Annotated in this window: 12 protein-coding genes; 8 read left to right on the top strand and 4 right to left on the bottom strand. The window is 41.3% G+C overall.

All coding sequences use genetic code 11. The features are described 5' to 3' along the window. The first annotated feature begins 4 nt into the window (after nt 1-4). From OCI93_RS11330 to OCI93_RS11295, 8 genes are read left to right on the top strand one after another with little or no spacing between them, the layout of a single operon-like run. A complete protein-coding gene (locus OCI93_RS11330; RefSeq protein WP_261626443.1) occupies nt 5-3,106 on the top strand; it encodes a cyclic peptide export ABC transporter in 3,102 nt (1,033 codons plus the stop codon). After that, complete coding sequence (locus OCI93_RS11325; RefSeq protein WP_261626442.1) at nt 3,099-4,289, top strand: efflux RND transporter periplasmic adaptor subunit; 1,191 nt, start codon at nt 3,099-3,101, stop codon at nt 4,287-4,289. The genes OCI93_RS11330 and OCI93_RS11325 overlap by 8 nt, the downstream gene beginning before the upstream one ends. A 23-nt stretch (nt 4,290-4,312) precedes the next feature. Then, nucleotides 4,313-7,621, top strand: a complete 3,309-nt coding sequence (locus OCI93_RS11320) for an efflux RND transporter permease subunit (RefSeq protein WP_261626441.1) — start codon at nt 4,313-4,315, stop codon at nt 7,619-7,621. A gap of 29 nt (nt 7,622-7,650) precedes the next feature. Further along, nucleotides 7,651-8,688 carry a DUF1015 family protein gene (locus tag OCI93_RS11315; RefSeq protein ID WP_261626440.1) on the top strand — a complete coding sequence of 346 codons (1,038 nt, stop codon included), beginning with the start codon at nt 7,651-7,653 and terminating at the stop codon, nt 8,686-8,688. Then, complete coding sequence (locus tag OCI93_RS11310; protein ID WP_261592919.1) at nt 8,685-9,857, top strand: dipeptidase; 1,173 nt, start codon at nt 8,685-8,687, stop codon at nt 9,855-9,857. The genes OCI93_RS11315 and OCI93_RS11310 overlap by 4 nt, the downstream gene beginning before the upstream one ends. 17 nt (nt 9,858-9,874) lie before the next feature. Further along, entirely contained in the window at nt 9,875-10,252 is a 378-nt protein-coding gene (locus OCI93_RS11305; RefSeq protein WP_261592920.1) for an ACT domain-containing protein, read from the top strand. 56 nt (nt 10,253-10,308) lie between these two features. Further along, entirely contained in the window at nt 10,309-11,367 is a 1,059-nt protein-coding gene (locus OCI93_RS11300; protein WP_261592921.1) for a hypothetical protein, read from the top strand. 54 nt (nt 11,368-11,421) lie between these two features. Continuing rightward, on the top strand, nt 11,422-12,369 hold the full coding sequence (locus tag OCI93_RS11295; protein ID WP_261592923.1) for an alpha/beta hydrolase: 948 nt from the start codon (nt 11,422-11,424) through the stop codon (nt 12,367-12,369). Nucleotides 12,370-13,057: 688 nt separating this feature from the next. Here OCI93_RS11295 and OCI93_RS11290 read toward each other — a convergent pair. The 4 genes from OCI93_RS11290 to OCI93_RS11275 form a co-directional block, all read right to left on the bottom strand. After that, nucleotides 13,058-14,023 (bottom strand): diguanylate cyclase, encoded by a 966-nt coding sequence (locus tag OCI93_RS11290; protein ID WP_261626439.1) that lies wholly within the window; start codon nt 14,021-14,023, stop codon nt 13,058-13,060. Further along, on the bottom strand, nt 14,020-18,807 hold the full coding sequence (locus tag OCI93_RS11285; protein WP_261626438.1) for a CHASE domain-containing protein: 4,788 nt from the start codon (nt 18,805-18,807) through the stop codon (nt 14,020-14,022). The genes OCI93_RS11290 and OCI93_RS11285 overlap by 4 nt, the downstream gene beginning before the upstream one ends. Beyond that, nucleotides 18,804-20,885, bottom strand: a complete 2,082-nt coding sequence (locus OCI93_RS11280) for a two-component system response regulator (RefSeq protein ID WP_261626437.1) — start codon at nt 20,883-20,885, stop codon at nt 18,804-18,806. Before OCI93_RS11280 ends, OCI93_RS11285 begins: the two co-directional genes overlap by 4 nt. Nucleotides 20,886-21,190: 305 nt before the next feature. Next, nucleotides 21,191-22,546: a DUF1501 domain-containing protein gene (locus OCI93_RS11275; protein WP_261626436.1), complete on the bottom strand. Its 1,356-nt coding sequence runs from the start codon at nt 22,544-22,546 to the stop codon at nt 21,191-21,193. Nucleotides 22,547-22,555: the final 9 nt, after the last annotated feature.

Here is a 22,555-nt window from a genome sequence, read left to right as displayed (position 1 = left end):
GACTATGATGTTAGCTGGAAAATATATAAAATTGGCTTTACTCACATGTATATTGAGTGTGATGGCCTTAGTGTATTCATACACTGACAAAGCAGAATTACCTCAGACTATTATTAAAATGGATGAGAGCGCTTCTGAGGTAGCGGCCTATATTAAGCAACAAGTTGCTGAGCAAGAACTTCCTGGTGTCGCTGCTGTCGTATTGGATGGCGGTGAGATTGTTTATCAGGGCTTGCTAGGATTCTCAAATACGCAAACCGGTGTGCCTTTAAGCCCAGACTCTCGATTTGAATTAGCTTCAAACACAAAAGCATTTACTGGTCTGGCGGTTCATCATTTAGTACAGCAAGGCAAAATAGAGTTAGCACAGAATATTGATGTTTATTTAGATGATATGTTGCTTACCTTCAATGGCCATGCCGTACAAGTTACGGTGCGTGATTTGCTCTATCACACCTCAGGTATTGGCAGCGACACGCTGTCACTCATTCGTGTGTCTAATTCGCCTGACGCGCTATCGACCTTGGTTGCAGACGTCAAAGGGATGTCGTTAAAACATTTACCAAGTTCAACATTTGAATATGCGACGATCAACTATGACTTGTTAGGTGCCATCATTGAGCAGGTTACTTCGCAACGCTTTGAGCAGTATGTCGAAACGCAGATTTTGCAACCGCTGGGCTTAGTTAACACGGACTTTTCATCAGACCAGCTTGCTTCAGGTCACAGCTTCTATCTTGGTAGTGCTGAACCTTATCAAGCACCATACTATCGAGCGAATGCGCCTGCTGCATACCTATCCAGCAACATTAGTGATATCACTCTGTGGTTGGAATTATTGATTGGGCAAAAAGCATTGCCAGAGTCATTGCGCGCAATCTTTGCAGCAAGCTTGGCACCCAATAGACAGGTTTTGCCTTCTGCTACTGGGGGATCATACGCATCTGGCTGGTGGTTAATTCAATCTGGTGCTGGTCGTTTTGAGCACAGCGGCTCTAACCCTGCATTTGGTTCATTTATCATGTTTGAGCCGAACAAAAGCAGAGCAATCGCGGTACTGACTAATATCAATTCAACTAATGCTGAAGATATTGCACGTGGTATCGACAGTGTCCTCAATGGTGTTTTACCAGTGCAGCTTGAGGCTGACCAATATCGTAATGTTGATAATGTCGCGACCATTGTACTAATTTTTACGCTCCCTTTTGCGGTGTTGTGTTTCACTTTTTTATGTATTGCAATTAAGCAGGCTATTCAAGGACATAGGCAATTAGTTGGTAGTCCTTTAGGTGTATTAAATAAGCTGCTTGTGAGTTTAGTGTTTATGGCCGGTTTAGCAATCTGCCTATACACCATTCCGCAGTTATTCTTCTCTGGTGTTACTTGGGAAGTAGTCTCTGTTTGGGCTCCTGCTTCATTTATCCCAGCCTTGATCACGATACAAATTGCGGCTGTCAGCTTTATCTTGTATTTAATTTTTACCATGTCTTGGCGAGCACAAGGTGATAAACAGATATTTGCTAATGCAACACTCGGTGCGATAAGTGGACTTGGTAATACATTGTGTATTTTTACCATTAATATGGCTATCCACATGGATGATCCGTTAGCCAATCAATCTTATATTATTTTTTTCTTTGGTATGATTTTATATGTTGCAGGGCAAAAAATTGTTCGTACTCAAGTGCTTAATATTACGCATAAAACCGTTTATGAAATGCGTATTAATATGGTAAGAAAAATTCTACGATCTCCGTACTTTAAAATGGAGAAAGTGGAAAAAGAAAAGATCCAAACCGTGTTAAACAATGATGCTGAGTTGATCAGTCAATTTCCACACTTTTTAATTTCAATCATTACCTCTGCAACCACGTTATTTTTCTGTTTTATCTACTTAGGAACGGTGAATTTAACTGGCTTATTATTGGCCCTTGGTGTGGTATTTGTTGCTATTACCATGTTTTTTATTGCAGGTATGCGTGTCAACACATACATCGAAAAAGCACGCACTATTCAAGAGCACTTTTTTCATTTTATCAACGACTTAATCTCAGGGTTGAAAGAGTTGAATCTGAATGAGGGGAAAAGTCGAGATTTTAACAAAGATATGGAAGCAAGTTGCCAAGAATATAGAGAAAGTAACGTAAAGTCTGGGGTCAAATTTGTCAATGTGTTGGTGATGGGGGAACTGCTGTTTACCGTTGTTGTGGGGGTTGTGGCTTTTATCTACCCCGTATTGTTTAGCAATTTATCCGCGGCAGACATAACTACCTTTGTATTAGTTTTCTTATACATGACAGGACCCGTAAATGGCATTTTGCAGAATATACCGCAAATTATGCAGATCAAAGTAGCTTGGGGGCGCGCGTCTCAGTTCTCCAACTATCTAAATGAGCTTGAAAATAAAGCGCACATTCAAGCAGCGTTAGAGACGAAAAGTGCCAAGAGCATTCGTTTATCTGACGTGACATACAGCTATCAAATACAAGACAGCACAGGTCAGCGTCAGTCATTCGTATTAGGCCCGATAAACTTTGAATTTAAAGGCGGAGAAATCACCTTTATCACGGGGGGCAATGGTAGCGGTAAATCAACACTGGCAAAGATAATTACCGGATTGTACCGACCTGATGAAGGTACAGTTTCAGTGGATGGTCAAGTAGTGAGTTCAGAGCAGTTGAGCGCCCTGTACACAGCAATATTTTGTGACTATCACTTATTCAAAAAAATCTATGGTGTTGAGGCAGGCCATAAGCAGTCTGAGATAGAGGCTCATTTAGAAGCGTTGGGCTTAACAGGCATTGTATCAATAGACTCAGGAGTTGTTTCATCAACCAAGCTCTCTACAGGACAGCGGAAAAGGCTTGCGCTGTTGGTTAGTCATCTCGATGAGCGTCCTGTTTATTTGTTTGATGAATGGGCGGCGGATCAAGACCCTAAATTCAGAAAAGTTTTTTATGAGGGGATCCTGCCTGAGCTGAAACGTCAAAATAAACTCGTGATAGTTATTTCACATGACGACCATTATTTTCATGTTGCTGACACCATCATAAAAATGGAAATGGGAAAAATGCTCCTATTAGATAAAGAGGAATTACATGCTTAGTCGTCAAATGAAATCGTATTTGCGTAACATGAACACGTCGAATAGTTCCGCTGTGAGTTGGTTCATAGTGAGTTTATTATGTGGTTTTACGTTGCAAGCGAATGCCAATCAAATTGTAAAAGTCAATACGGTTTATCAGTCTGAAACATCCGCAAGTTACAAAGCAGTAGGTCATATCAAAGCGAAAGAGTTTGCAAGACTTGCGGCGGCTGAAAGTGGTTTGGTAACTGCTGTGGCCGCTAACCCTGGCGATGATGTAGCAAGAGGAGAGGTGTTAATTTCGCTAGATGGTGCGCGATTAGAGGCATTGGTTGCAAAACAAAAAAGCGAAGTAGTAAGGCAGCAGCACATTGTCTATCAAATGGAAACAATTTTCAGTGACATCAAAAGTGACTTTGAAGCACTACGATCTACTGAAGTTGGTGGCGCTGTTTCACAGCAAATGCTGCGAAATACAGAAGCTAAAATGATCAGTTCTAAGAACGAGTATGAGGCTGCTAAGGCGCTGCTATCGTCGTATCAAAGTGAATTGTCCTTACTGGAAATTCGCTTTTCTGACAGTGTTATTCGTGCCCCATTTGATGGTCGAGTCACTGAGCGTTTTGCGCAACTCGGGGAATGGTTATCTGTGGGTGAGTCGGCAATAGCAATGTATTCATCAAATTACTTAGAAGCTTGGGTTGAAGTACCAGAGCGCTTTGCGCTCAACAGTGATCAGATTATGTCTCAACCGATTACTTTACGCATCGGCGAGCTGAGTTTGGAGTCGCAACAGATCCGTATTGTAAAATCGATTGATAAGTCATCTGGCGCGTTTTATTTGGTTGCACAGCTACCAACGGAAGCTGCTGATCTGTTCCCTGGTATGAATCTGACCGCGTGGGTAAATTATGGGGCGCGTAAATCCTTTTTATTCGTACCGCAAAGCGCAATAGTAAAAAATCATTTGGGGACCCTGGTTTACAAAGTAGAGAGAATGCCAAGCGAAGAAGGAAGCGTACGGCAAGCTAAACCGTTGGCGGTAGAACCTTTATTTCAAAAGGGAAATTTTGTTGCTTTGGCTCCTGATCATCAGTTGCAACAAGGTGATCAGGTTGTCGTTGAGGGTAACTTACGTTTATTGAGTAATTCTCCGGTCACTGTGATAGAAACTTTGACACTGAAACATGCGCATAAGATGTAGTTAATTTTTAATGGAATAAGAAAATGCAATTGATTGAAAAGTCTTTGAGATATCCAGTGACAGTGGTAGTGGCTGTTGTCACCGCATTTATGGTTGGGGTGCTGGCATTTTCAAATGTACCCGTGAGAATGACACCGACGGTCAATTCAATGTACCTCAGTATCGATACATTTTGGGAAAACGCTAACCCAAAACAAATTGAATCCGAAGTGGTGTCTGAACAAGAGCAAGTCCTGGGTAACATAGAGGGCTTGATCTCTATGGTGAGTTCTAGCAGAAACAACCGTGGCAATATTGTGTTGGAGTTTGACTATGACGTTGAACTTGAACAAGCAATGCAGCAAGTTGCGCAAAAGTTGGATGAAGTTCCATTTTACCCTGGAGGGGTGACTAAACCGATTGTGTCGCAATTTGACCCGTCTCAAGCAGCGACAATTGCTTGGGCTGCTTTATCTTCATCAGATCCCAATTTTGATACCACGACGTTGTATAGTTTTATGGATCGAAGGTTACGTCCCAGATTAGAGCGTATTCCGGGTATTGCTAAAGTTGGTATGATGGGCGCTAAAGAGCAGGACATTACTATAGTGGTTGATACCGTGAAAATGGCTTCCCTTGGTTTAAGCTATTCACAATTGGTCACTGTGCTGAGGCAAAATAATGTCAGCTTTTCCGGCGGTACTATTAATAACGGCAAACTTGATGTACAGGTGAGTACGACTGGGCGCTTCAAGGAATTTACTCAACTGGAAAACTTAGTGATAAAACGCACTGAGCTGGGGTCAATTCAACTCAGTGACTTTGCACATTTGCAACTGAGTTACAAAGAAGCCAAAAATTGGGTACGAGTGCGAGGCATTTCCATGCCTATGTTCTCATTTGATATAGAACACAGTGGTAATGTATTGGAGGTGATGACTTTATTAAAGACTGAACTGAAAAGCATTAACGCAGAGAATGGCGTACTAGCGCAAAAAGCCAGAGAACTTGGTTTAAATGGCGAACTGGAGCTGATCCAAACATACGATACGTCTATTTATGTTGAAAATGCCATCGAACTGGTTTTAGAAAACATCCTACTTGGCGGTTTGTTTGCGACCGCAACATTGTTTTTATTTATCCGTAATATTAGCGCTATCGCGATTATTTCGGTTGTAGTGCCTATTTCTATCGTCAGTTCAGTGATTGTGCTCATTGTCTCTGGACGTTCTATCAACATAGTGTCGTTGTCAGGTATGGCATTCGCTGTGGGTATGGTCATTGATAGTGCAATTGTGGTGCTAGAGAATATTTATCGCCACAAGGAAATGGGTAAACAGGCGACGCAAGCCGCATTGGATGGTACAAAAGAAGTTGCGCCTGCTATCTTTGCTTCCACGTTAACGACCGTGACGGTATTTATTCCTATTTTACTTATCCAAGACAGCGCAGGACAATTATTTCGCGATCTAGCGTTGGCTATCATGGGCGCTGTGAGCGTAAGTTTTCTTGTCTCGATTGTGGTTATTCCAACGTTGGCCGCCAAATTATTCAGGCAAAGTAATGCAAATCTAACGCAGCCAAAAAGTTATGGCTTATGTTTGGTTACGTCACTACCAGAGCAGGTAACGCGAATTGCAGCATACTTAATTGGTCATTGGCAACGCGCTGTTACAACGGTTTTGCTACTCGCTGTATTAACGGTATCAGGGATTAAATACTTGATGCCACCCCTGGATTACTTACCAACAGGAAACTTTAACGCGGCAATTGGGCTGCTTATACCGCCACCAGGCTACTCATTGGACAAGATGAATGAAATTGGCCGACAAGTTGAAGATAACTTGCGACCAGCTTGGCAGCAAGGGGGCTTAAAATTTCTCGCAGAAGCACGTGACTATAGTGCTATCAGTGGCGATGCGCCAACAATCAATGTTGGAGACAGTAGCATAGCTGCGCCAGCCATAGAGCATTTTTTTATGGGGGCTTTCGATGGCAAGATGTTTCAGGCTGCAATGCCTGTGGACGACCAAAGAACGGTAGATCTGGTGACCTTGCTGGATCAATCAATTAGCAGTGCTCAAGTACCAGATGTGATAAATTTTGCATTCCAATTACCTCTTTTCCCTAACGGCGGGGCGACGGGGTCGGCCATTTCCATTCATCTCAAAGCAGAACAACTGGATTTGGTCAACCGCAATGCTGCTACTTTGATGGGCGCGTTAGTCGAAAAATTTGGACCTTACAGCGTTGCGCCAGAGCCTGCTAATTTCTCTTCGCCAATTCAGGGCATAGAGCTTGTACCAGACGATGAACGCTTACAAGCTTTTGGTTTAACAAGAGAAGAACTCGGTTTAGCTACAGCTGCTAACGGTGACGGTATTGTGATGTTACGAGTCTTTGAGCTTGGTGGAGAGCTCAAAGATTTGAAAATTCAAACCAAGCAGGTGCTTGAACAAGAAAGCTTACAAGCGTTGTTAGTTGCACCAATAGCGACACCAGATGGTCGTGTTACTGATGTAACCAGTGTTACAGAGGTGAGAAAGATACAGACACCAGAAGAAATTCGTCATGTAGACAGGCTAAGAGCAGTGACGCTGCAGTTTACTCCTTCGAGTTCATTGTCACTTGAGCAAGCTATTGAGCAAGTATCTGAGTTGATTACGACATCTCGTTTGGAAGGGCGTCTTGATAACGAAGTTGAAGTGGTGCTTTCTGGCTCGGCAGGAAAACTTACCGAAATAAAAGAGGCGTTGTTAGGTGATGGTTCTTTGTCATCTTTACTTTCCAGTTCGCTGTTCCTCGCGTTGCTATTCGTATACCTCATTTTAGTCGTGTTTTTCCAAAGCTGGGGAAGCCCATTACTGATTATGGTTACAGTGCCATTGGCCACTTTGGGTGGTTTCATTGGTATTTCATTGGTGCACGCCAGTAGTGTTGCAGATCGTTATCAAGCGATACAAAACCTAGATATGTTGAGCATTATTGGATTCGTGATCTTGGCTGGCGTGGTTGTGAATAACGCTATTTTAATTGTTAATCAAACCACAAATCTGCTCAAAGAAAATAATACGTTGGATTACAATGATGCAATCTTAGCTGGCTTACAAAGTCGAGTACGCCCTATTTTGATGAGTGCTTTAACTTCCATTGGTGGCATGTTACCGCTAGTGCTGGTCCCTGGCGCCGGATCTGAACTTTATCGTGGAATTGGTTCAGTGGTGGTTGGGGGGTTGTTTGTTGCCACTTTATTTACCTTCTTTTTGACACCCACATTACTTAGCTTGAGTTTCAAATTAAAAGCAAAATACGGTTACCCAGTTGTGCGTACAAAAAGCGGAGCGTTTGTGTAATGCAAAAGGAATCGCGAGGAGAAAATGATATGACCTATAACATTAGTCCAGTTCGGGAAGTATCATCAAAAGATGACATGAACGGCAGTTATTATGTATACAAAGTAGAGTCTCAACTTGGTGCTTGGTTAGGGTTGCTAGCGGGTGTTCATGTGAATCGAGAAATCAAAAAGCATGAGCAAATTCTTGCTGCTAAGGTGCATGCCTATACGGAGCGCTTGTTAAGTATTGGTATGCAAGATGCGCCAATTACTTTGTTTTATAAACAAAATAAAGCGATATGCCAATTTCTTGATGAGGTTTCTCAGGCCCGCAACCCAGATATTATCTCGACTGAACGCACCACTAAACATGCGCTTTGGCGGATATCCTGTGTTGATAAAAAGCACCAGTTAAAGCTTTTGTTACAAGGCATAGAAGGTCTATATGTTGCTGACGGACATCATCGCCTTGCTGCATCTGAGTCACTGTTGCCTAGTGTATTACCGGCCATTGCTACGGTAAGTGTTCTATCTGCGCTATTCCCTGATACCAGTATTGATATTGCAGCATACAACCGTGCGGTAAAAGCGTCTTATCCATTAAATAAAGTAGAGTTTATGCACAAACTTGCGTGTTACTTTGACGTATCAGTAATTGATAGCTCAGCAATACCTGCGACCAACGAACAATTTGTAATGGTGATGGGGGGGGCTTGGTATTTGCTCACTCTGAAATCTACCTGGCTGCAAACAACCGGTGCTATGTCTGATTATTCTGTAGATATACTGGAAAAGTTTATCTTTAACAATGTGTTGGGTGTTGATGACGTTGGTAAAAGTGCTGATGTGATGTTTGTACCAGGACATTATCAGGGACTCGGCTTTGCAGAATACCTAGTTCAGCATAGCTGTAGTTTGGGCTTTATATTTAAGCCAGTCTGTGCAGAAAAAATAATGCAGCTTGCTGATAATGGCGACTTTTTATCCCCACATTCGACATGGATCCAGCCTAAGGCTGCGCATGGACTTGTGCATCATTATGTAGGCTTTGTTGCTCAGCCACAAAGAAACAAGGAAACAGTATGAAGCTTATGAAGTATTGCCTATTGGCCATCTTAGTACTTGTTGGTGTGCGTTTTACGGTTGTCCATTTTGTGCCATCACAAATAGATAAACGCTTTAATACCACCATAGCTAAAGCACCATATCAGGCGTCACAAGCAGCGATTACGCTATATAACTCATTGCCTTTTATTGCTGATATGCATAGCGATAGTTTACTGTGGCAACGTGATTTATTGCAGTCACATGCATATGGTCATCAAGATATACCAAGAATGATTGAAGCCAATCAGGCGCTGCAGATATTTACTATCGTTAGCAAAGTACCTAAAAACAAAAACTTCCATAGTAACCCTAGTGACTCTGACTCACTGACTTTACCTTTTATCTTGTTTGGTCGCCCGGTGCAAAGTTGGTTTGACCTGACGCAGCGTGCAGTGGTGCAGGCAAAGCAGCTACATATGGCTGCCAAACTATCTGGCGGTACGTTTTCGGTGATCACTAATAAAGCACAATTGGTAAATTACCTCATCAGTCGTCAAAACAATAAGGTACAAACAGCTGGATTATTAGGTATTGAAGGTGCGCATGCTTTATCAGGCAACCTTGAGAATATTGATGTTTTGTATGATGAGGGTATTCGTATGATCGGTTTAGCCCACTTTTTTGACAACGAAGTGGGAGGCTCTGCGCATGGTGTAGAAAAGCATGGGCTGACAGAGTTTGGCAAGCAGGCTTTGCAGAAAATGGAAGGCAAAGGCATGTTTATCGATTTGTCACATGCTTCACCTGCACTATTTGCTGATGTGATCGAACACGCATCAAAACCAGTTGTGGTTTCGCACACGGGTGTTAAAGGCACCTGTGATAACAACCGCAATCTATCAGATGAACAGCTGCGACAAATTGCTAAAAGTGGCGGACTTGTCAGCATCGCCTTTTTCGAAACCGCACTATGTGGAAATTCAGTCCAAGATGCGGCGCAAGCCATTATCTATACCGCTAAATTAATTGGCACTAAGCATGTTGCTTTGGGGTCGGATTTTGATGGTGCTATTAAAGCGCTATTTGAAGTGAGAGGCCTAGTAACTTTAGTTGATGCTCTATTAGAGCTAGGTATGAGCCAGCACGATATCAAGCTTATTTTTGGTGAGAATGTTAAGGACTTTCTAATTAATAATCTACCAAATTAATATTTAAGGAAAAGTATATGAAGTTTAATTTAAGAGTTTTTCCCGAGTTGTACTCGATATATAAATTAAGAGATTTGTCGAGAATAACATTGCCCTCGACACGAGAGTTTTTTTCTTTAACAGTGACAGATGATGAATACTCACTGATATCAAGTATTGAAATTGACTCGCAATACGAGTCGGTAAGTCGAAACTGGAAATGTATTAAAGTCGATGGGGAATTACCATTTGATGCCGTTGGTGTGACTGCTACGTTATGCAGCGTAGTGGCGGATGGCGGAGTAAGTCTGTTTGCAGTCTGTACTCACGATAGAGATTTTATACTAGTTGAAGAGAATACGTTAGAACAAGCGGTAGAACTTTTAAAGGCTGCTGGGCATATATTTGTTCATTAATTATTAAAACTATAGTAGTGGGTTATTCTAATAAAAATAATTTAGGAAAGGATTTTATGGAAAATATAATAGATACTCGTGAGAATAAAAATATAAATAAGGAAATTCTCCAAAGGGTTGAGCGTAGTGAAGACTTTCTATTAAGAGGTAATTTTAGACTTACTAAAAGTAAAATGTCTTTTGGTGCTGCACGATTTAAAATTGAACGAAATGTTTTGGATACATCTTTGCGGATGTTTGATAAAACCAGTTGTAAAGATGAAGTCTTGCGTAATTACCAAACGTTTTCAATGGATGGACGAAAAGTGGTATTACCAAAACACTACCCAGTTTCTATGACCGAAAGAGAAGGGGTATTGAATGGTAATCGGAATGTATTTATGTACTTCCCATACTGTATGGGTGGGATGGATGCTAACCCTGACAACCATTTTAGCTTAGAGTTTATCGAGAGCTCACAAGCGATTTATTTTAATGTTGTTGCGCCTAGTTTATACGAGGTGTTTGTCAACGCGGATGAAATCGATCAGAAGCTTTCAAACAAAATAAAGAACCTCACGTATTTATTTTCACTGTTCCATGAAATCGGTCACCTAATTGGGCCTTGGCAGGCGACGCCAAAGCGTAGAGATGATCTACTGATCAAGCCTTATTATCACGCAATTATGGGTGAATTAGCCGCAGACTTAATGATAGCAAGATGTAACCCTGAATATCTCGAAATCAGCCTTATGAATCTGGTTGGTAAAATGTTTTTTTATGCGCGCAAAGGGTTTATGGAAAACCCAATTCAGGCCATGGTCAATCTTGATAACGATAGTTGGGGCGGGGTGTTTATGATTAAGTCATTGCTTGATCAAGGCGTGGTAACTCGTTCAGGTGATAAGTACCATATGGACCTAGATAAGCTAATGGATGGCCTTATTTACCAATTTAATCAAGTTCATGAATTAGGGTTAGAAGTCATTAAACTAAAAACGAAAGATGAGCAAATGGCATTTGTCGAAAGTTGGATGAGTGCACAGCTAGACTATGACGACGAAAAAGGTTATTCGATACCTAAAGAGATAATAAATATATTCAATTTACTTAAGCATGTTCCTGAACAAGCTTAACTTATTATTTTTATTACTATATAGTCGTAAACCTTAGTGAGGTTGAGGTTAAAAATGGATATGTTTAGTGAATACTCGCAATTAATGCACGCTGTTGAAGAGCTAAGAACGCATAATGAGTACCAAAAAGGAGTTGAGCTGTTGATTGGGCATGAAAGCATTTTTATACAGCGAAAATATGAACTTTTGTTTAATCAATTGATTAATTTAATGTTAGATGAAAACCATGAAAGTGCACTCAATGTACATGAGCGTATTGTGGATGAGGGTATGTGTACCGTCATCGATTGGGGTTTGTTTGATCCATTGCGAGATGACAGTCGCTTTAAAGCGGTTGTTGAGAAAAGTCATCTGATTAGACAAAGTTTGCAAGCGAATGCGAGCCAAAAACTGGAAGTATATCTGCCAGAAAATTATGACTCGCGTAAACAATATCCATTATTTGTAGCGCTACATGGCGACACCAATGACCTTGCAGCGTTCCAGTGCAAATGGCCAGCGGATTATACGACCCGACAGGGATATATCACTTTGTATATTCAGTCATCACAGGTGATTTGTACTAATGGGTATGGTTGGGTACCTGACTTTGCGATTACCAATGCGCAAATCGCAGAAGCGGTAGCACATGTTAAGCAATCGCACTCTATAGACGATGATAACGTGATCTTAGGAGGTTTCTCTGGAGGGGCGATCGCTGCGATAGAAGTGGCTTTATCAAAATCGGTTCATGTGCGGGGAGTGATAGGGCTGTGTCCCAGTATAAAACCACCAGCTTTGACGCAAGCGGCAATCGAACAATGCAAACAAGACAATACTAAATTTGTGATATTTGCAGGGGAGAAAGATGGTGCAGATTGCGTAGAGCTTGAAATTGCTGAGCAACTTAAACAAGCGAAAGTAGCGTGTACAAGTCATGTTAACTTAGGAATAGGCCATGCTTATCCGGTGGATTTTGAAGGCCAATTACATGATGCAATTAACTGGGTCAATTTGCGTTAAATTCTAAAATTCAACATTGTGCTCATGTAGCGTCAGCCTTATGACAAAAATAACTGTAGCGCGCAGGTGACCCTCCATGGGCACATTCACGACTGAAGTCATTTACTTACGACTAAATGGTAAGTACATTATTTGTTAACTGTGTTGATTTCTTAGCCTCTAAAACAAGAAAAAGTGCAGGAGATGGAAATGCAGTAAACCATGATAGTGCTATTTGGCATAGCTGGGATGTTATTTGGCTGGTTTATATATTCCAAGTTCTTCAGTGAAAAGGCGAATGTGCTTTGCGCCAGCGCCTTTATTGCCATAGTGCTGTTTAAATTCAACCTTTAACCGTTGCTAATCAAGGCGTTTTGCAAGTTTTACTAGCTCATGACGCGGTGAAACAATATCAATGAGTTCGATCTCAAATCATCGTTTTTGTGGTGTGTGAGAGGCTGGTTTTGGTTTTATTCTTATACTCAAATTGTAATGTTTTGGTTGCGTGATTTAACAGGTTGCAATTTGAGCGTAGTCAGGTTGTTTAGGTTTTTAATTAATTCAAAAAATTAAATTGGTTTCAGGAAGGAATACTCAGCAATCATGCATTCGATAAAATAGCGAGCTGTGATTGCATGTGCTTTTCTTATATTAGCTCGCATTTTGGTGTGTAAAATCTTTGTATGTATTAAGAACTTTCTATCTACTCTTAATGAGGTGCATTTATTGCAATTGGTAAGCACAGGTTTTTACATGTCACAGTGTTCCTGCCTGCTTGTTTAGATTCATATAAGGCGGAGTCGGCAGCTTCAACCAGCACCCATTCATTCAACTTAAGAATATTGGCATTGTGAGAAGCCAGCGTGCAATAGCCAACAGAAATAGTAACATATTGATGTGTGGAGTCATCAGCATGTGCAAGTTGCAATCCTCTTACTTTATCCATAAGCCTTGCTATAAAGTCACTGGCAGCGCTTGTATCCGTGCAGGGCAAAATTAGGGCGAATTCTTCTCCGCCATATCGAGCTGCTAAGTCGCCAGGGCGGTGTGCACTTTTTTGTATTAAAAGTGCAATACTTTTTAGGCAATCATCACCTGCAACGTGGCCATATTGGTCGTTGTATTTTTTAAATTCATCGATGTCTATCATGGCGATAGTAATCGATTCGTTTTGCCGACGAGCGCGACGAAATTCAACACTTAACTGCTCGTCAAAAATGCGCCTATTTGCTAAATTAGTGAGGCTATCAGTATTAGCCTGATTTTTAAGTAATCTAATTGCATTATGATAATTTAAGTGTGTTAGCACGCGTGAAGCGACGACTCTAGGATTAAGTGGCTTAACAATGAAGTCAGCCCCGCCAGCATCAAATACTTTTTCTTCAAAATTGTGGCCTGTTTGGCTGGTAATAAACAGTACGGGGATATCCGATGTATTAGCATCAGTTTTTATTTTGGCGCATATTTGTAACCCATCAAGGTCAGGTAGATTCATATCTAACAAAATGAGATCGGGTCGATATTTGCTCATTGATATAAAAGCATGGGCGGCGTCTGGTGCAAAGCGGATACGACCAACCTTGCGCAACACCTTATTGAGCGTGATAACAACCGAGCTGTCATCATCTATAATGAGTATCTCAGGCGGTTTTCCCTGCCAGTTTAAATCGCTCATGTGGGTTCCTCTATTTCACCAGCTAAAGTACTTATAATGGTGATTAATTCTTGGTAGTTTAATTCTTCTAGGTATTTTTGTAACAGTGCGAACTGGGCTTTGCCTAATGCATCGTACAGCAACGCACTGTGTTGCTCTATTTCATCCAGTGCAGCTAAGTCTTGTTCTTGCAGCAATAGCAATATTTGTTGTGTAGTTTCGTGAGTTAATGAGGCTGAACTGTTTGCACTGGCATTGACGATATTATCTAGCTGTGACGCACGCCATTTAGATAGTGTCTCATTACTGGCCTGTTCTAATTGTTTGAGGCTTGCAATTAATTGTATAAGCGTTGCTTTGGCACTTGTTAAGTCTTTTTGTAGTGAATTTTCTGCTTCTGAAGCAAGAGTATGCAGTTGTTGTGCACCTACCGTACCTGCGACGCTTCTGAGCTTGTGTACTTGGGCTGCTATCTCAAGTCGATATTGTTGTTGATCATCCTCCATAATATTGTCAATGGGAAGCGTTATAAGGTTGGTATGCTCGGTTAATAATCGGTCCAGTGTTTTCAGAAAAAGTTGCTCATCGCCAAGTAATAATTGCTTAGCTTGACTTTGATTTAGCCCTTCGATTTTTGGCCAATTATCAATATTGGCATCTGGTTTTGAGTCCAAAGGCTGAATTTGGGGTAATTGACTGCGGTATTCTCCGACAGAGCTCCTAAGTGTTTTTATCAACGATGAAGGTTCAAAGGGTTTACTAAGAAAGTCATTCATTCCCGATGCTAAAGCACGTTCTTTTTCTTCGACTAAAGCACCTGCGGTAAGTGCAATGATAGGCAGTGCTGTTAAGCCCAACGATTGACGTATTAGTTTGGTGGTCTCAAGTCCATCAATACCGGGCATTTGCACATCCATTAATACCGTGTCGTATAACTCGGGCGTACTTTTAAGCAGTGAAAGTGCATTCTCACCACTGTTGGCTGTATACACATGAGCACCATTTTTAATTAATATACTAGAGGCCACTTCAAGGTTTACCTGGCTATCATCAACAACTAAAATATGCATTCCAGATAGCCATTTGGCTTTGATTGCATCTGTGCGAGTTGATTGAATAACCTGATGTGCGTTACCCGTACTTTGAGTGACGGCATCATTTACAGCGTTAAACAACCCTGATGCATTGATTGGTTTTTGCAACACATTATAAATGAGGTCAAAGTCGTCAAGAGGTCGAATATCTTGTGGCGATGTTGCAGAAATCATTAACACAGTAGGTAATTGTTCGCGCCCAACTATTGCAGCGAGTTGCTTTAAAGCACTTATCCCGTCTAGCTTGGGCATTTTCCAGTCAACTAACATGACTTCAGGCAAGCGCAGTTTTTTAGTTTTACGGTAGGTATAGTTCTCAATAAGTGCTTCGCCATCTTTAACTATTTCTGAGCGCCACCCCAGTGCTTTGGTAATGTTTTGTATGCGCTTGGCGTCATCAGGGTTGTCCTCAGCAATGATAATAAACAAGGATTCATTTTGATTTGGTAGGGCGTTTATTTGATGCTCATTGGCGACATGTAAGGGTAGGCAAACCATAAATTGACTGCCTTGCCCAGATTTGCTGGTTACCGATATTTTACCATCTAAAAGCGACACCAATTTTGAAACAATCGACAGCCCCAATCCCGTGCCACCAAAGCGCCGCGTTGTGCTATCGTCAGCTTGAGTGAACGGCTTGAACAATTTGCTTTGTGCTTGCTCTGAAATGCCAATACCAGTGTCACACACCTTAAACTGCACATCAATGAGCTCACTATTATGTGCACTGCTACTAGATAGCGGCTCAACGGTTAATGATATGTCGCCTAATTCTGTAAATTTAATCGCGTTACCAAGTAAGTTCACTAATATTTGTCGCAACCGTGTACTGTCTGTTACAACCCAGCGTGGTAAATCGGGGTGAATGTTAAGGTTAAAATTTAACCCTTTGGTTTGTGATTGAACTAAGAAAATGCTGCTAATTTCTTCTAGTAGCTCAGTGAGTGCAACTGGGCTACTTTCAATTTTCATCTCATTGGCTTCAATTTTAGATAAGTCTAAAACATCGTTTACAATCCCGAGTAATGACTTGCCTGACATTTGTATTTTTTCCACCAGTTTTAAGTGCTCATCACTTAGCGGCTCTTCGATAAGTAAGTGGGTTAGGCCAATAATTGCGTTGAGTGGCGTGCGAATTTCATGGCTGGTGTTAGCTAAAAAAACACTTTTGGCTTCTGTGGCTTTTTCTGCTGTTAATAATGCGTTTCGAAGCTGCTCTTCAATTGCCAGACGCTCACTAATACTTCTGATTGAGGCGGTGATCAGCAATTGTTCATCAAGCCTAACACCTCCTAAGCTTACCTCTACTGGAAGCTCGTTACCCATTGCATCAATAGCCCACAACTCTCTATTTTGCGCCATGGAACGTGTTTGTGGCTGTTCACTAAATTGTGCGAGGTGATGGTTGTGAGCATCACGGTATTTTTTTGGAATAAGCACGTTAATAGAAGACCCTTCAAGGTCTTCGCGGTGATAACCAAATAGTTTGATTGCTTGAGCGTTGGCCATTTGTATCGTTCCGTTGCTATCAGTGACCAGTGTGGCATCAGGCGCAGAGTCTAATAGAGCTTTAAAGCGCGCCACTTCTTTGCCACGTTGAGATTGTTGTTTGCTTAGCCACTGTTCTCTGTGTTTAGATTGCGCGTTGCGCCAACCCCAAAATTGTATTATCGCACTAATTAATGCAACGCCTGTTAAACCGCTAAGAACGAGCACAAATTGTAACAATAGGTCTTTAATAATAGGAAACTGAGGTACGGTTGAGTGAATATTTAACGCTTGGGTTTCGAGTGACTTGTCATGCAGAAAGTGACTTTTTTTAGCCCATACGTTGCCAAACTGGCCGCTTAAAGTGCGCAGCCCAAGTATATCAGTGGCTGAAGACCAAGCTGTCCTGCTAAATTCATCTTCCCACTTGAATGACTCATTGAGTTCAAATGCAAAAGTTCGGGTTGAGGTTGGATGAGATAAAAATTGGTTATAGGCATTCAAAATATAAGTTTCAATACCGCTAGGTGTGTTTTTAGAGGCCATGTTAAGTAAAGGGGCGGCACTGACGTTAATGACTACAATACCCAGTGGGTCACCGTCTTCGTTTTCTATAACCGTCGCAAAACGCCACACAGGTCTGGCGGGGTATTCGATTTGGCCCACTTCTCTATTTAAGTTAATCGCTGAAACATAAACGTTATTAGCACCTAGTTTAACCGACTGGGTAATATAAGGTTCTCCTTTTTTGCTTTGTAATGTAACCCCATCGAATGTTCTTAATGTATCTGTAAATCGCTGAACTTTTACCGATTCACGCCAAATTTCACTGGCCGCAATAAACCGTACTTGATGAACATTCGGTGTTGCTAACATATAGGCTTTAAACACATCGGCTAAACGTGCCCTTGCATTGATACTTAATTGGGCATCCGGCTGCGGTAAATTGAGCATGACAGAAGAGACGGTATTTGCTAAAAATAGCACGCCGCGATGATACTTTTTAGCTTCTTGAGAAAACAAATTGAGTGCTTGTTTATTGACTTGTACCAACTGTTGTTTAACATCACTTAATTGTCGCTCAGTAATAAACCAACAAGACGTCATAAACAATAGGACTATTAGTATTAATGTTGGCGGCCATGTTTTACAAAACACCGAGCTTTTTATGTAGGCAGTAATGCTAGCAAGCCCAGTGAGCCTCTCGGGGCTGTTTTGTTCGGCTATAATTTGCGGATGTACTAAGCTCAAAATTAAGCTAAAGAGCAAAGTGGCGCTTAAACCGATAATAAGTACTTGCTGAATATTCCAATTATCGATTGCTTTGAGTGCTTTTGCGTTTGGCGTTACCGACAAAGCCCAGTGCTGGCCCATAATTGAAATAGTCGATGTTATGGTGTGCTTTGAGTATGGCGTAACGTCTTGGTCATTAGACTCGTAAAAAGCAGTGTTAGAGCGGGTATCTGTTAGGGTAAAGAGGACCTCAGGCACAGTTTGACTAATTGGCGCTAAGACTTGATCGATAACCAAAGGGGAGTATACCCAACCTATCGTAGACGCCTCTTGCGAATTAGGTGTCAACATTGTCTCTAGTTTATTGTAGATAGGCAGCATAATGAGTACGCCCTTTTGAGGCTTATTATTTGCTTGCACCAGAGTAATCGGTAGTGTCAAATGAGGTTGGTTATTTCTAGCGGCCGCTAATGCAGCCTCCCTGCGGTTACGCTCAGAGCCAATATCAAGGCCAACTGCTTGAACGTTATTGTATTCTGGGTAGATATATTTGATGATAAATCTATCTTTGCTATGCGCATTGAGTGTTTTAATTGTAAAATTAGGTGCGCCGTCAGCCCTTGCTTGTATTAAAAATTGACGCTCTTGCGATTTGGGTACACGCTCAATAAAGCCCAAGCCCAATAAGCCAGGAAACTCTAGCTCAATATCTCGGCTATTAATGTAGTTTTCAAACTGTTCTCGAGAGAGATTATTTACACCCACGGCAAGTATTGCTGCTCGAGTGCCACTTAATCCATATTCATAGTACCGAAACCGTTTGTTAATATTATCTGTGATCTCGCTTGCTATTGTTTGGGAGTAGGCCGTGAGTTCATATTCATTTTGCTTATGTAATAGCCATGCGGCACTTACTGTAATAAAAAAACCGATGGTAAAAGGCAACCACCAAGTTGTTCGACTTAAAAGCATTTGCCACTTTATCGTCATATCAAGTACCTAGTTTGAATTTGATCGGCTGTAACCGGCTTTGAAAAATAGTAGCCTTGCAATAAAGGCACGCCCAATTCTTGAAGGCGTTGAGCTTGAAACTGCGATTCTACGCCTTCAGCAATAGAAGATAGTTTCATACTTTGGGCAAGAGTAGAGATTGTTTTTACAAGTACTTCATCGGGGTTGTCTATGTTTAATTGAGCAACAAATGACTTATCAATTTTAAGTGAGTCGACGGGTAGGTCTCTCAAATAGCTTAAACAGCTATACCCAGTACCAAAATCATCGATTGAAATTGAAGTGCCCAGTTTTCTGAGTCGGTCCATATCGCTCTTTATCTGAGTTAAATTTTCTAGCATTAAGCTTTCGGTCAGTTCGAGCTCAACCATATTGGGGTTTATTGCCTTTTGGTCCATTACACTGAGAATAAAAGGTAAAAAACTCGGGTCAAGGAACTGAATCGGCGAAATATTAATACAAACCCGAATATGTAACCCTTGATTTAGCCACCTTATCTGCTGATCAAAGACAAGGTTTATCATAAGTTCACCCAGCGGTATAATAAGCTCGGTTTCTTCAGCTAGCGTAATAAACTCACTTGGGGGGATCATATTGCCATTTTCATCTTTAATTCTCATCAGTGCTTCAACAGCTTGTAAGTGCCCAGTTTTGGCACAAATAATGGGTTGATACAAGGGGACAACTAAGTGTTTGGCAATCGCATTTTTTAACTGAATGTATCGTTTGCGTCGTGACGTATAAACAGATTCCATTTCTTGAGAATAAAAGCAGAGCCGACCGTGTGAGGCGTCTTTTTTAGCTCGATGTAATGCCGCGTCAGCGTGCAACATAAGTGACTGCGCATCGCATGCATCCTCGGGAAAAATACTTAAGCCAATACTAATGGAAAAATTATGCACTTCAGGGTGACGCGTCATAAATTTCAATATATGTTCTTGAATTTGAATCGCTAAACTTGCAAGATGACTGGGAGTTTCTAAATTTGGCACTAACACAATAAACTCGTCAGCGGTATGTCTACTGAGTGTTTCATGTTTAGTTAGCTGAGATTTAATTTGTTGAGCTAATTTTTTAAGCAGTATATCGCCAAAATCAAAGCCAAACTCTTCGTTAATTAATTTAAAGCGGTCAATATCAAGCAGCATTAAGCCTAACATAGAGCCACTGTTTTGTGATTCGGATATTTTATCTTTTAGCTTATCCATCAGTAAGAAACGATTGGGGAGCTTGGTGAGTTGATCGTATTGCAGTGCATGTGACATCTTTAATGCCATTGCTTGCGACTCGTTCACGTCATTAAATACAATGACTGCGCCAATAGTTTTACCCGCTTGTGAAATCAGTGGTGCAGCACTGTCTTCTACGTGAATCCACTGGTTATTTTGAGATTTCATTTGGCAGTTGAGTACCATGCCTACAATGCGGTGCTCAGCAATAGCCACTCGTATTGGGTTGATATGCGCAGGTCCATCATTACCAAGGCGCAGGGGCATCACCTGTTCTATTGGTTTATGTTTAGCCTCATTGAGTGTAATGCCGGTAATTAATTCTGCAGTAGGGTTCATGTATGTGACTTGGCCATCGATATTAGTAGTAATAACGGCATCACCAATCGATTCTAAAGTAACACGCGCATGCTGGCTTACTTCGAGTAGCTTTCGTTCTCTATCTTTTAATTTTAGTTGCGTGCTAACTCTTGCAGCTACTAGCTCTGGCTGCAAAGGTTTTATAATAAAATCAACTGCACCGCTTCTTAAACAGCGAAGTTGATCGTCAACAGAGTTATATGCAGTAATAAAAATAACAGGAATATTGGCAGTTTTGTGATCACATTTGAGTTTTTCGAGTACTTGATAGCCATTAAAGCCAGGCATTTCAATATCAAGTAAAATGACATCGGGGATAATTTTTAAGGCTTGCTCACAAGCTTTAACACCGTTTTGCTCAAAGAAAACTTGACCTAATGGCTTAAGTACTTGATGTAGTACAGTAATTTGATTTGCGTCATCATCAACCAGTAAAATTCTGATAGGTGCTTCACTAACTGAAAACATGGTTATTCCTTATAAACATGCAATACGAGGCGGTTATTTTTATTTTTACCTAGCACATTACAAACTACAATTAACCTGAACAGCGAGCCATTTTGATTAGACATGCTCAGCTTTATGTAAAGCGTAGACTAATTACACAGATCAGCAATTTACTGCACTTTCTTATTTTGGCTTGTTTGCTTAATTTCTGGTTAAATACGATAGTTTTGTGAACACAGGAGCGTGCATATGATAGCGTTTGTGGATGAACAAAAAACCACCATGATGGTGGTTTGGTTCGCTAACAATTTTGCACTAGAGTGCAGTTACTTGAACAAGTTGGGTAGAGCCCCAAATTTGTTCAAACTGGGAAAAATGTTACTCAGTGTGCTTTGCTCAACACCCAGCCAAGCGCCTAAACTCGCAGCGTACTGATCAACGGACAAGGTGGGAATTAAGCGTCCATGGCCTGCATCTAAAGCATGGTTTAATGTCGGCTCAGGTACGTCTCCAAAAATTGTACCGCCGTTTACAGCGCCGCCCATGATAAAATGGTGTGCTCCCCAACCATGATCGGTACCATCACCATTAACCGTTAATGTACGGCCAAAATCTGATGCTGTGAACAACGTCACGTTGTCGGATAACCCTAGACTTTGCATTGCACTGTCAAAAGCTGACATAGCGCCATCCATTGCAGATTGTAACTGGGGTAACGTTTTAGCCTGTCCTGAATGCGTGTCAAAACCGCCCATTGCGACGACAAATACTTGCCGTTTTTCACCCAGCTGTTCACGTATGGCAATAGTTTTACTCACCGTTTCTAACTGTTTTGCAATTGCAGTTGCAGGGAAAGGAGGAAGGTTTATTGAGCTACTGGCTAAAGCGTCATTAAATTGTTCATTACTCTCAAACGAGTGCTTCATTTTAATGGCAATATCTTGTTCAAGTAAATTGTCACTTTGATTTGGCATTGCGCTAAAGTGTTGTTTTAACAATGTTGAATTATCAAATTCTTCGTAGATATTGATGTTGGCAGCTTGCCCATTACTCACATGATAAGGCTGCGTTTTATCTCCGGTGATCAGCAGCCCAGAGCCAGTAGTTGTAATCGCCGAGAAAGTAGTAGGTGCTAGTCCAGTTTGATTTATGAGCGCATCGTTAAGCTTACCAGCCCAGCCAAACTGTGCGCCTTCAGTTGAGCCAGACATCCAAGTTGATTGCTGATCGTTATGCGAAAATAATCTCAGAGGTAACTTAGCTAAATCTGACTCAATTGCGTTGGCATTGGTTGGTTCTAGCAGTGGCCCGACATTGCCAATAATTGACAACTTACCCTGTTGATAGAGGCTAGCAACTTGTTTAAACTCTGGGGGCAAAGCAAACTTTCTAGGGGCAAAACGCGCAGGAGTATTCAGTGCAAGTAAGTTTTCTCTGTTTCGCTTTATAGTGTAATGCTGCAATAGTTCGCTTCTAATACCAGCCCATTTACTGTAGCTAGGTTCATCAAACGGGATCAGTGTGTCGTGATTATCCATTCCACCGTATAAAAAGACACAAACAATAGCTTTATAGTCCTCATTATTATTAATTTTTGTATTAGCCAATGCTTGACCCAAACTTAAAAATGAAGTGGCAGCAAAAGAAGCGCTGCTTGCCTTTATAAAAGAACGTCTATTCATGGGTTCTAC

The organism is Pseudoalteromonas holothuriae, from assembly GCF_945859825.1.
In the GTDB taxonomy this organism is placed as follows: Bacteria; Pseudomonadota; Gammaproteobacteria; order Enterobacterales; family Alteromonadaceae; genus Pseudoalteromonas; species Pseudoalteromonas holothuriae.
This window is presented reverse-complemented; position numbering and strand designations above follow the sequence as displayed.

Excerpts from the sequence above, each read along its gene's own strand:
- OCI93_RS11280 (WP_261626437.1), bottom strand. The coding sequence starts at position 20,885 with ATGTTTTCAGTTAGTGAAGCACCTATCAGAATTTTACTGGTTGATGAT.
- OCI93_RS11295 (WP_261592923.1), top strand. The coding sequence starts at position 11,422 with ATGGATATGTTTAGTGAATACTCGCAATTAATGCACGCTGTTGAAGAG.
- OCI93_RS11315 (WP_261626440.1), top strand. The coding sequence starts at position 7,651 with ATGACCTATAACATTAGTCCAGTTCGGGAAGTATCATCAAAAGATGAC.
- OCI93_RS11300 (WP_261592921.1), top strand. The coding sequence starts at position 10,309 with ATGGAAAATATAATAGATACTCGTGAGAATAAAAATATAAATAAGGAA.
- OCI93_RS11310 (WP_261592919.1), top strand. The coding sequence starts at position 8,685 with ATGAAGCTTATGAAGTATTGCCTATTGGCCATCTTAGTACTTGTTGGT.
- OCI93_RS11320 (WP_261626441.1), top strand. The coding sequence starts at position 4,313 with ATGCAATTGATTGAAAAGTCTTTGAGATATCCAGTGACAGTGGTAGTG.
- OCI93_RS11275 (WP_261626436.1), bottom strand. The coding sequence starts at position 22,546 with ATGAATAGACGTTCTTTTATAAAGGCAAGCAGCGCTTCTTTTGCTGCC.
- OCI93_RS11285 (WP_261626438.1), bottom strand. The coding sequence starts at position 18,807 with ATGACGATAAAGTGGCAAATGCTTTTAAGTCGAACAACTTGGTGGTTG.
- OCI93_RS11325 (WP_261626442.1), top strand. The coding sequence starts at position 3,099 with ATGCTTAGTCGTCAAATGAAATCGTATTTGCGTAACATGAACACGTCG.
- OCI93_RS11330 (WP_261626443.1), top strand. The coding sequence starts at position 5 with ATGATGTTAGCTGGAAAATATATAAAATTGGCTTTACTCACATGTATA.
- OCI93_RS11290 (WP_261626439.1), bottom strand. The coding sequence starts at position 14,023 with ATGAGCGATTTAAACTGGCAGGGAAAACCGCCTGAGATACTCATTATA.
- OCI93_RS11305 (WP_261592920.1), top strand. The coding sequence starts at position 9,875 with ATGAAGTTTAATTTAAGAGTTTTTCCCGAGTTGTACTCGATATATAAA.